The organism is Erwinia typographi (genome assembly GCF_000773975.1).
In the GTDB taxonomy this organism is placed as follows: Bacteria; Pseudomonadota; Gammaproteobacteria; order Enterobacterales; family Enterobacteriaceae; genus Erwinia; species Erwinia typographi.
In genome coordinates this window covers 1-8,557 of sequence record NZ_JRUQ01000035.1, presented here as the reverse complement: position 1 = coordinate 8,557, position 8,557 = coordinate 1, and the positions used below count along the sequence as shown (strand labels likewise).

7 protein-coding genes and 5 pseudogenes are annotated in these 8,557 nt (G+C 46.2%); 8 read left to right on the top strand and 4 right to left on the bottom strand.

Annotated elements, in window-relative coordinates:
* Positions 1 to 213 (top strand): annotated as a pseudogene (locus NG99_RS29930) (Replication protein); the annotation flags it as partial.
* Positions 214 to 1,278: 1,065 nt separating this feature from the next.
* Here the strand turns inward: NG99_RS29930 and NG99_RS11385 are convergent.
* Positions 1,279 to 1,752: pseudogene (locus NG99_RS11385) on the bottom strand (transposase); the annotation flags it as partial.
* On the opposite strand from NG99_RS11385, the pseudogene NG99_RS30490 reads away from it, so the two are divergent.
* Positions 1,752 to 2,049: pseudogene (locus tag NG99_RS30490) on the top strand (ISL3 family transposase); the annotation flags it as partial. The pseudogenes NG99_RS11385 and NG99_RS30490 overlap by 1 nt on opposite strands.
* On the opposite strand, the pseudogene NG99_RS11380 reads toward NG99_RS30490, so the two are convergent.
* Positions 1,995 to 2,417, bottom strand: a pseudogene (locus NG99_RS11380) (DNA cytosine methyltransferase); the annotation flags it as partial. The pseudogenes NG99_RS30490 and NG99_RS11380 overlap by 55 nt on opposite strands.
* Before the next feature lie 38 nt (positions 2,418 to 2,455).
* On the opposite strand from NG99_RS11380, the gene NG99_RS11375 reads away from it, so the two are divergent.
* From NG99_RS11375 to NG99_RS11365, 4 genes are all read left to right on the top strand, one after another.
* On the top strand, positions 2,456 to 2,773 hold the full coding sequence (locus tag NG99_RS11375) for a CopG family ribbon-helix-helix protein (protein WP_157032616.1): 318 nt from the start codon (positions 2,456 to 2,458) through the stop codon (positions 2,771 to 2,773).
* Positions 2,773 to 3,048, top strand: coding sequence for a type II toxin-antitoxin system RelE/ParE family toxin (locus NG99_RS11370; protein WP_034892431.1), 276 nt, complete (start codon positions 2,773 to 2,775; stop codon positions 3,046 to 3,048). The genes NG99_RS11375 and NG99_RS11370 overlap by 1 nt, the downstream gene beginning before the upstream one ends.
* Positions 3,049 to 3,206: 158 nt before the next feature.
* The gene (locus NG99_RS28245) at positions 3,207 to 3,470 is read left to right on the top strand and encodes a hypothetical protein (RefSeq protein WP_072017585.1); all 264 of its coding nucleotides are present in this window, start codon (positions 3,207 to 3,209) and stop codon (positions 3,468 to 3,470) included.
* 711 nt (positions 3,471 to 4,181) lie between these two features.
* A complete protein-coding gene (locus NG99_RS11365; protein ID WP_034892430.1) occupies positions 4,182 to 5,117 on the top strand; it encodes a glycosyltransferase family 2 protein in 936 nt (311 codons plus the stop codon).
* A gap of 77 nt (positions 5,118 to 5,194) precedes the next feature.
* Here the strand turns inward: NG99_RS11365 and NG99_RS11360 are convergent, their stop codons facing one another.
* Positions 5,195 to 6,445 (bottom strand): O-antigen ligase family protein, encoded by a 1,251-nt coding sequence (locus NG99_RS11360; protein WP_034892428.1) that lies wholly within the window; start codon positions 6,443 to 6,445, stop codon positions 5,195 to 5,197.
* Entirely contained in the window at positions 6,442 to 7,413 is a 972-nt protein-coding gene (locus NG99_RS11355; RefSeq protein ID WP_034892426.1) for a glycosyltransferase family 8 protein, read from the bottom strand. Before NG99_RS11355 ends, NG99_RS11360 begins: the two co-directional genes overlap by 4 nt.
* 450 nt (positions 7,414 to 7,863) lie before the next feature.
* Here NG99_RS11355 and NG99_RS30365 point away from each other — a divergent pair, with 450 nt between their 5' ends.
* Together NG99_RS30365 and NG99_RS29920 are read left to right on the top strand one after the other, a co-directional pair.
* On the top strand, positions 7,864 to 8,247 hold the full coding sequence (locus tag NG99_RS30365; RefSeq protein WP_157032615.1) for a hypothetical protein: 384 nt from the start codon (positions 7,864 to 7,866) through the stop codon (positions 8,245 to 8,247).
* Positions 8,142 to 8,357 (top strand): annotated as a pseudogene (locus NG99_RS29920) (ISL3 family transposase); the annotation flags it as partial. The gene NG99_RS30365 and the pseudogene NG99_RS29920, both read left to right, overlap by 106 nt.
* Positions 8,358 to 8,557 lie beyond the last annotated feature (200 nt).

Here is an 8,557-nt window from a genome sequence, read left to right as displayed (position 1 = left end):
CGCAAGCTGCGGCAGCTGCGGCAGCTGCGTCCGCGCGGTACCGGCAACCGGTACGAAAGCGCCTGGCGGCGGTTTGTGGCCGGTGGCCAGTGTACTATGGCCATGCAGATGACGCTGGAAAACGCGCTGAAGGCGGAACACCCGCTGATGCATCATACCGACCCTGAAACGTACTACCGCCTGCTGCTGGAACGCGCTGGCGTCCCCCTTTAATACCCCCTCTTTTTAACTTACCGCGTCCTTCGCGGTTTTTGTGCTGGCGCTGAGCGGTAAACCGCGCATCCGGCAGGGATTCATACGCCCGTAGCAGCCCTCCGGGCATCAGAATAGCCATTCTGAAGAGCTCCGCACCGGCGCCGTGTCCATCCCTGAACACAATTAAAGCAGTTAACTTCGAAGTCCCTGCCGGTAAAAGCGCTAACTTCGAACGTTACTTCTGAACAAAACATGCCCTTTAAAAAGGGAGTACTCTTGAGCCAGCCTTCGGCATGGCATCAGGAGTAGCACCCCAGGCTTCGCCCGGGGCAGAATTATCCCTCAGGCAACCGTGCACACACTCCCGCACCGATATGAAGTAGCTCCCCGGACAGTCCGGGGCGTCAGTCCGGAGATCCGGAGAATTTTTTAGTAATAACATTAATAAGCCGCTGCAGCTAACTTAGTTGGACGACCTCAGTACACGCCCATAGGCGGCCCTGAAGGCCCGCTTACCCGGAGATACGCCCCATCTGCGGCTACGCCTTGTCGTCACCACTCCCAAAGCGCAAATATAGCTTCTTCGTGGCTGAAAGCGGGTATGGCTTTGCAACTGCCGTGTTTCGTCAAGGAAAAATCGCTTCTTATTTCGGAATACAGCCCCCTAAGCGCTGTCAGCAAGCTGCCAGCACTAAGTCCCCGATACACCGCGGCTACGCCGCGCTAACGGGGTTAAAAGGGCTTAACCCAACATAACTATCGCTATAAGCCCGCATGGCTCTTCAGGGCGGGAGGGGTATCAGGATCTTTAATAATCCTACACCGGCTTACGCCGGGCCCCGGCGGCCATCCGACAGTGCAATATGCCTGTTCAAAGTGCCGCCTTACATGCGCTTTGCGCATCAACCCTTTTATAATTGATGTCGAATGGGCGGCGGGTTCATGGTTAGGAGATTGAATCACTTCTTTTGAGAACACATAACCATGAATATCAGCATGGACTATCCTCTGATTGTGCAGTCATGCGTGAGTTTATATATGAAAATGCTGTCTTTGCCGTTTTTTTAAACTGAAATCCATTTTTCAGGCGCACTGATCCAGAGCCGGCATCCGAAGCCATCGTTTTTTCTCCATTCCATGCAGCCTTTCTGACAGCAGTTCCGTTGCATGCGTGCCGGCCTGAGCACCGGTAAAACGCCGCCGGTCGCCGCACCGGATGCATTCGAAGGGATCGGTACCCAGAAAGCCTTTCATCAATACGGCGAACCCAGGACGTCTGGGTTTCTCCCGCACTGTCATCTCCAGCGCTTTGTAAACCTTCGGCAGCAGCGTGCCCCGCTTGCGGTTGGCCAGAAAGCCCGAATAACGCACCATTTTAAAATGCCGGGCGGGGACGTGGCTGATATAGCGTCCGATCATCTCTTCCTGGCTCAGCGCCTGACGTTTATGCTTTCCCGTGCGGTGATCGGGATAGTGGTGGGCTACGGCGCCGCCGCCGTAGTGGCGCAGGCGGGAGGCCGACACCGGCGGGCGCTTCAGGTACCGGCCCAGGTATGGTAGCCGATCGCTGGCACCTGCTGAAGAATATCGGTGATGCGCTGGAGTGTTAGTACCGATGTAAAAATGACCCACATGCCATTGATAAGGCTGGTTGCCTCTGAGTTATCTCTCAAAAAACAAAACCCTGAAGCGTCTCAGGTACCAGTCTCAACGCTACGTCGCCCTGAGAAAATTAAACAACAGCGGCGTGACAGGCGGTATCAACGCTGGTCTGAGATCGACGTTCTTCATAAAAAAGGCCGCGGGATAAGAGAAATAGCTCGTCTCACCGGGCTATCCCGGGTGACGCTGAAATCCGCCTCGCCTGTGGCCATGTCCCAGCCCCGGTCAATCAGAATTTCAGATCCATCTTTGTGGTAACGCGCAGAAAGGGTTCGGGCCACACTGTCAGGATTATTGGGATCAACAAGTCCAAAGCCGAAACCGTTTCCTTTTGCCGCATGTTTTTTTGCGTAATTGTACAGATACTCCCACAGGCGTGGCGTCAGGATATACCTGCCATCCACCGCAGTTTCCAGGAGTTTCCCCAATGCTGGTCTTTTCGTCGGGTAGAAATGGCTGATGTTGCTCAGGCTGAATCCATGATGAAGATTCAGGTCACGCCGAAAACCTACCAGTACAATACGTTCGCGGTGCTGAGGAAGAAAATTTTTCCCGTCGATATTTGCCATTACACTTGATTGATTTACATTGATTAACTATGATTAAAAAACAAACCAGTATAAGCCGGAGTAAACAAATGAAGAACGATACGCAGGCAGTAACCCGGGTGCTGACAGCTCATGTGCCATTACCGATAGCTGATAAGGTTGATCAAATTGCCGCTCGACTTGAACGTTCACGAGGCTGGATAATGAAGCAGGCGCTTTCCGCATGGATAGCCCAGGAAGAGGAGCGTGACCGCCTGACCCAGGAAGCGCTGGCCGATGTGGATGCTGGACGGGTTATCGATCACCAAGCCGTGCAGGCGTGGGCTGACAGCCTTGGAACCGACAAACCATTGCCGGTTCCGCGTTGATGGAAATTAAATGGACAAGTAAAGCACTGTCAGATTTAGCTCGTTTGTATGAATTTCTGGCTCAGGCTAACAAATCTGCTGCTGCAAGAGCAGTTCAGGCATTAACACAGGCTCCAACCATCCTGTTAACCAATTCACGTCTTGGGGAGCAATTATTTCAGTTCGAGCCCCGAGAAATCAGACGATTTCTGGTTGGAGAGTATGAGGTTCGCTATGAAATTCAGAAGTCCGTCATCTACGTACTGCGCATCTGGCATACCAGAGAAGATCGCTAAACATTCCCCACGAACCAGCTGATGAAATCTATTCAGATGAACACCTTACACCGCCGATGGTGCTGCTTGAGAATGGCTATAACGATGAGGTCATGGCCACCTCTTTTTTAGTTAGTATCTGGATTATCTGTGGCGATTCATTTAGGGGGTAATGGCATATGAAAAAATGGATAATTATTATGAGTATAGTGATGTCAGGATGCACAAATCATCCTCTCGACTGCGCAACAGGACTGGTGGCGTGGGATGATTGTCTTCCTGGTACAGTTGGTTATAACATCCGACAGCAGAGTCTGAAAAATCTGGCAGCAGCTGTGCAGGAAAAAAATGATAAGGACGATCGTCAATGCCGTTCTTATGGAGCACAACCTGGAACTGACAGTTACGTTAATTGTCGTGTTTCGCTTAGCAACGCCAAGTAAACGGGGTTCCGTGGTCATTTCTGCAATAACACACGCTGAGCGATTTTCAACCTGAAGGAAATCATCTGTTTTCCGTGCAGGATCTGCCGAGATGAATATTCCCGCCCAAATTCCGTGTTTTTTTAGGCGACAAACTCTGTCGGATAGTCGAATTATACGCCAAACTAACTTCTGGGATTTTCCATACATTTAAGATTCAGCATAACCTCGAATGTTGAGGAACGGATCTAGCTAACCATCTGATTTTATCAGATAAATATTTTATTGCCGTGCATTGTTGCAGAAATTCCCACGGTGCCCCTAGTCACTAATTTAAGGTGGGTCGAAGTGTCTGGTGATTCAGGGGGCCAGTCTACAGGATCGGTAGACCATGTTAGAATTTACGAATTTTCAGCACTGACTTAAAGAGCCCTGTCGACCAGACAGAGCAGGTCAATGGATAGCATAAGGGTAAACCGCCTTGAAAACCTTGTATATTGTTGATTATAAATTTAAAAAAAATAATTTTCGACAAGATTATACTGTCATTGCTGATGACAGCAGTTGGGGTGAGTAACACTGAGTGATGGAAGACTGATGATGTGACGCCAGAATATCTTTACTTCGGCATGTAGTTAATAAATCATGTCTAATATGTAATTACTATCATAGCTTTCACGATTAACGTAATTATCACGAAATATAAATTTAAAATGAGACAGAGAAGGGATGATGATGAGAGAAGCAAAAGCACCAGTGCTCAGTATTATTGTTACTGCACATAATAGTGAAGACTACATCAAAAAAACATTACTTAGTATATCCAGGTCTGCAGGTTCGTCTTTCGATTCATCAGAAATAATCCTGATTGATGATGCGTCAACTGACAGAACATATGAAATATGCCACCAGTTTTCACAGGATAATTTGAATGTCGTTTTTTATCGGGTTAATTTCAACAATATAGGAAAGGTAAGAAATTATGCATTAAGTAAATGTACTGGTCAGTATATTACCATGGTCGACGGTGATGATGAGGTCCTCCCATTCGCGTTTGAAGAAATATCTGGTTTACTGGAAAAAGAGAATCCTGACCTTTATCTTACAAAACTTAATGAAATATACCCTTCATCGCAGGAAAAACTTCAATGGGGAAAACTCAATTTCAGAGCTATATCGGGAGATCGGGCCATAACTAAGTTCCTGATACATAAAGATATTCAGGCGCATTTTATTGGCCAGTTTGTAAGAAGAGAAATCCTTGCAGACATGCAATTCCCGGAGTTCGAATGCTATGAAGATGCCTATCTTTTTCCATCAATCCTTGTTAAATCTTCTAAAATAATATTCTCTCATCATGGGCCATACCTGTATTTCAAACGAGATGGGAGCTTATCAAATAACATTAACAAAGAGAAGATAAGCTTGTTAATAAAAGCAACGGAACAGATGCCCCTTGTTTTCAAAGAAAAATACAAAAACCTGATTGCCTGTCACTGGATAAATTTACTACACAAACATAAAAATGACATTTACTCTGAAAAAGAAAAAACAACAGTAATTAGCCACCTAAAAAACATATCACTCATCTCTTTTATTTTTGACCCCAAAGTAAGACTAAGCATGAAGAAAAAATACATCAAGCTGCGCAGGTCAAATTTTAGGTGAAAAAATAAAAATAATTACAGTGTACCCGCCCAGCCCGTGAACATTCTCACGGGCTTAGACGTTTGCGCACACATCAGTTACCTGTTTCCTCCTGCTTTCACAGTACCCAGTAACGCATAACTTATGCACAAAGAGAGACATATGACGGTGACCGATAACGACTGAATCAGTACCGTATCGGTCAGCCCGAAAATAACAAGAGATGCGGGCAAAAGGGCTAACCCGGCTGACTGTCTGGTTACAGGTACGTAAATCAATACGATATAAAAAATTAAAACAGAAATCCCCCCCGCAATTCCTTGAAGTGAGAGAGTTTCAAGCATGTCATTGTGAAGATGATACTGAACATTTTTAAAGGCCTCCGGATTTCCCCGTTCATGGTTCGTTATAAACATGCGGGCCTTCAGGGTCCTGTCATCAGGACTCTGCCCAATGAACGTCCACCTGATGCTCTGAAAACCACTTTTCCATATAGAAAAGCGTGCACCAATTGACGTATCGTTATTAGACTGGTAGGAGCTGATTTCAGTTTGAATGCTGTCAAGTCGATTCCAGACGGATTCCGGCATCATGATAAACCCAACAGTAATCATTATACCCAGCGGGAACAGTGAAAATTTTACCAGTTTTCTGTGTACCAGAAAGAAAAACGCCATGTACATAAACGGTAAAGACAGAACGCCGGCACGGGATTCAGTTAAGACTAGCAGCAGTGTATTAAGGCAGGCTATAACGCAAAACAGAGTGATCCTCAGACTCAGACCAGAAACAGCCCGATAAGCGATAAAGAGTGAACTGAATGCCAGTAAAGTGATCAAATATGATACCGTACCGGCTGAATCGGTCAGGAGCCGAACCCGATCTCCAGTTGTCATGTGTTCATGAAGAGCAACAGCCAGAGTTACACAAAGCCCGGCAAGAAGAATGATTAAACCGCTAAAGGCCACCCTCGTTGTAAGGTAGTTCCGCCATACAATAAAAAAATAGGCCGTCACTGATGAAATAATAAACAGCTTCCCGCCTGTGCGATAGTTTCCTGTAACATCGGTAAACAGTGAGTGTGAAAACGCCTCTCCCCAAACCAAACGAACCGCTCCGATCAGAAACAGCGCGACTGATACAGCGATTGCATCACGGTTAAATATAATTTCTCTGCGTTTAATTTTTATCAGAATAAAAATAGTGGCAGTGTAACTCACCAAATAGAACAGCTTACGGGGATAGGCATTCAGGAACAGGGATGAAGCAAGTGAAGCGCATAAAATCAGAAATAACCCCTGATAGACTTTCTCGCCGGTGATAAAGGGGGGGGGCAGTGACTGCTTCATTTAAAATACCTCATTTGATAATACCGCAACCACCAGTAAACACCCCGGAACCACTGGTGACGGCGGAACATGCTCTTGTACATTTTTTTAGCCTGTTCATGGTTTTCTGGTCTGTCAAAGGGATGGTCTGCGTACAGTGACTTCTGGTAAAGTTCCTGGTAGTAACGGCAGATTAACTGCTGATTCCATTCCTGCCAGGGTTTGTCTGCGCCTGCATAATGTATAATGCAGGTGTCAGCAGGAACATCAACTCGGTATCCATGTTCATTATGTGCCAGCATTTCAATATAATTGAACCGCCTGTCGACATAGTCAACTTTACCCTCGAGGGCAATGTTAAGGGCGTCCTGATCGAGATACTGCAGGAGGGAGCCTCTCTGGGTGAGTACAGATAATGCCAAATCGCTGATACCAGCCTCGTTCCAGGCCCCAACGTTAATGAGCATCATTCCTGCATTAAAATAACGAAAGCCTTTCAGGTTTACATTTACGGCAAGATTTTTCTGAAGTTGTTCACTCTCTCCAACAACCAGTGCAATATTTTGTGGTTGCATGGATATATTCCAGAGAGAATCAATCGGGTTAATACAGACCATGTCTGCATCAAGGTAAAGTATTTTCTCTTCTTCCGGAACAAGCAGTGGGGCCAGCAACCGGTAATAGGTCGCTCTGGAGAAAAAAACTGTGGTGGGGAGAGAACTAAACAGTTCATCCCCGACATAGTGAACTGTAAGTCCATGCGGTGTATTTTCGGTAATTTCACGGAATCGAGATATATCCTTGTCATTTAACTCTGATGAGATAACGTGGAAGTGATATTTATCACCCCCTGCATTTCTCATCAATGACATCATTGTTATTTGCACGTGAATTTTAAATTTACCGTCCACGCCAAAGAATATTTTCCGCCCACCTCCGGAACCTTTTTCTAACTCCGAATAAATGGCAAGCTTGTTCAAGTTATACATATTAATCCATCATATCCGAGAGGGCCACCACAAACTGGCGTTTAAGTACAGGACAACTTAGTTGAATCACACAAGATGTCGCGACAGAGTTTACTTTGCGTGAGTGGTGACTCATCACACCGCATACCAGTAAGCACCATCTGCAGTCAGAGACCCGGGCGCAACCCGGCCCCGAAAGCACTGGTTTCGCTTACATTTTACGACAATAAACAAAATTGCAGCAGTCCTTTCATGGGAAGTCATGGGCAAGTCTCAAAGAAAAATCGTCGCCAGATCATACATATTCTTCCCTGTGCATAGCAACAATCGGACGCACAGATAATGACGAAAAAATTAATCATCAGAGAATCCCAGAGTGCACTACAATTTCCTGTGAGCTTTTTGATTTCATGATTTACTTAATTCACGGTCTAAAATACTCATTTGTTCATATTGAGGATAATGATAATCATGGCTACTAATAAACAATCTGATGACGAGGAGCAAGATTCTGTCTACCTTGAAGCAATTCAGAATCTTGCCGATCTTACGAATACATCCTTAGCCCGGGATAACCTCGGTCTTGGTGCTCTTGCAACATCAGATGCTCTTACTGCCTCTGACGTTGGTGCATATCCTTTAACTGGAGGAATTCTTAACGGCTCTGTCATTGCAAACACGACAGGCGCCGGCTTACAAAAACTTGCTTCAGCCTGGAATGATGGTGCTTCTTCAAACGTTATTTTCCAGTTCGTCGGTGGATACAGTCGAAAGCCTTCCCTGAAATATCAACAAAACCACCAAAACCCGGGCATCTGGATCCGTGGCAGGGATGGCTGGAAGAACAACGAATAAACGGTAACCATAATGCCCGGCAGCTATGGCGGGAGATGGTTGATGCTGGTTTTACCGGGAGTGAAACAACAGTTAGGGATGCAGTGTCCAGGTGGCGTAAACAGATTAACTGTATTAGTCGCGACTTGATCTGACACTGGACCCTGAAAGGTTGAGAGTTACCGGTTTTGATATGGATGTCGAATCCTTATACAAAACACGAGGTAACCGAGACGGCCCATCTCACAGGACACCTTATATGTTGGTAATCTGAAAGGTGTGGGCCGTATCTACCAGCAGACGTTCGTGGAGGTAGAGTCTTAGGGCGTGG

Excerpts from the sequence above, each read along its gene's own strand:
- NG99_RS11355 (WP_034892426.1), bottom strand. The coding sequence starts at position 7,413 with ATGTATAACTTGAACAAGCTTGCCATTTATTCGGAGTTAGAAAAAGGT.
- NG99_RS11375 (WP_157032616.1), top strand. The coding sequence starts at position 2,456 with ATGATTAAAAAACAAACCAGTATAAGCCGGAGTAAACAAATGAAGAAC.
- NG99_RS11370 (WP_034892431.1), top strand. The coding sequence starts at position 2,773 with ATGGAAATTAAATGGACAAGTAAAGCACTGTCAGATTTAGCTCGTTTG.
- NG99_RS11360 (WP_034892428.1), bottom strand. The coding sequence starts at position 6,445 with ATGAAGCAGTCACTGCCCCCCCCCTTTATCACCGGCGAGAAAGTCTAT.
- NG99_RS30365 (WP_157032615.1), top strand. The coding sequence starts at position 7,864 with ATGGCTACTAATAAACAATCTGATGACGAGGAGCAAGATTCTGTCTAC.
- NG99_RS11365 (WP_034892430.1), top strand. The coding sequence starts at position 4,182 with ATGATGAGAGAAGCAAAAGCACCAGTGCTCAGTATTATTGTTACTGCA.
- NG99_RS28245 (WP_072017585.1), top strand. The coding sequence starts at position 3,207 with ATGAAAAAATGGATAATTATTATGAGTATAGTGATGTCAGGATGCACA.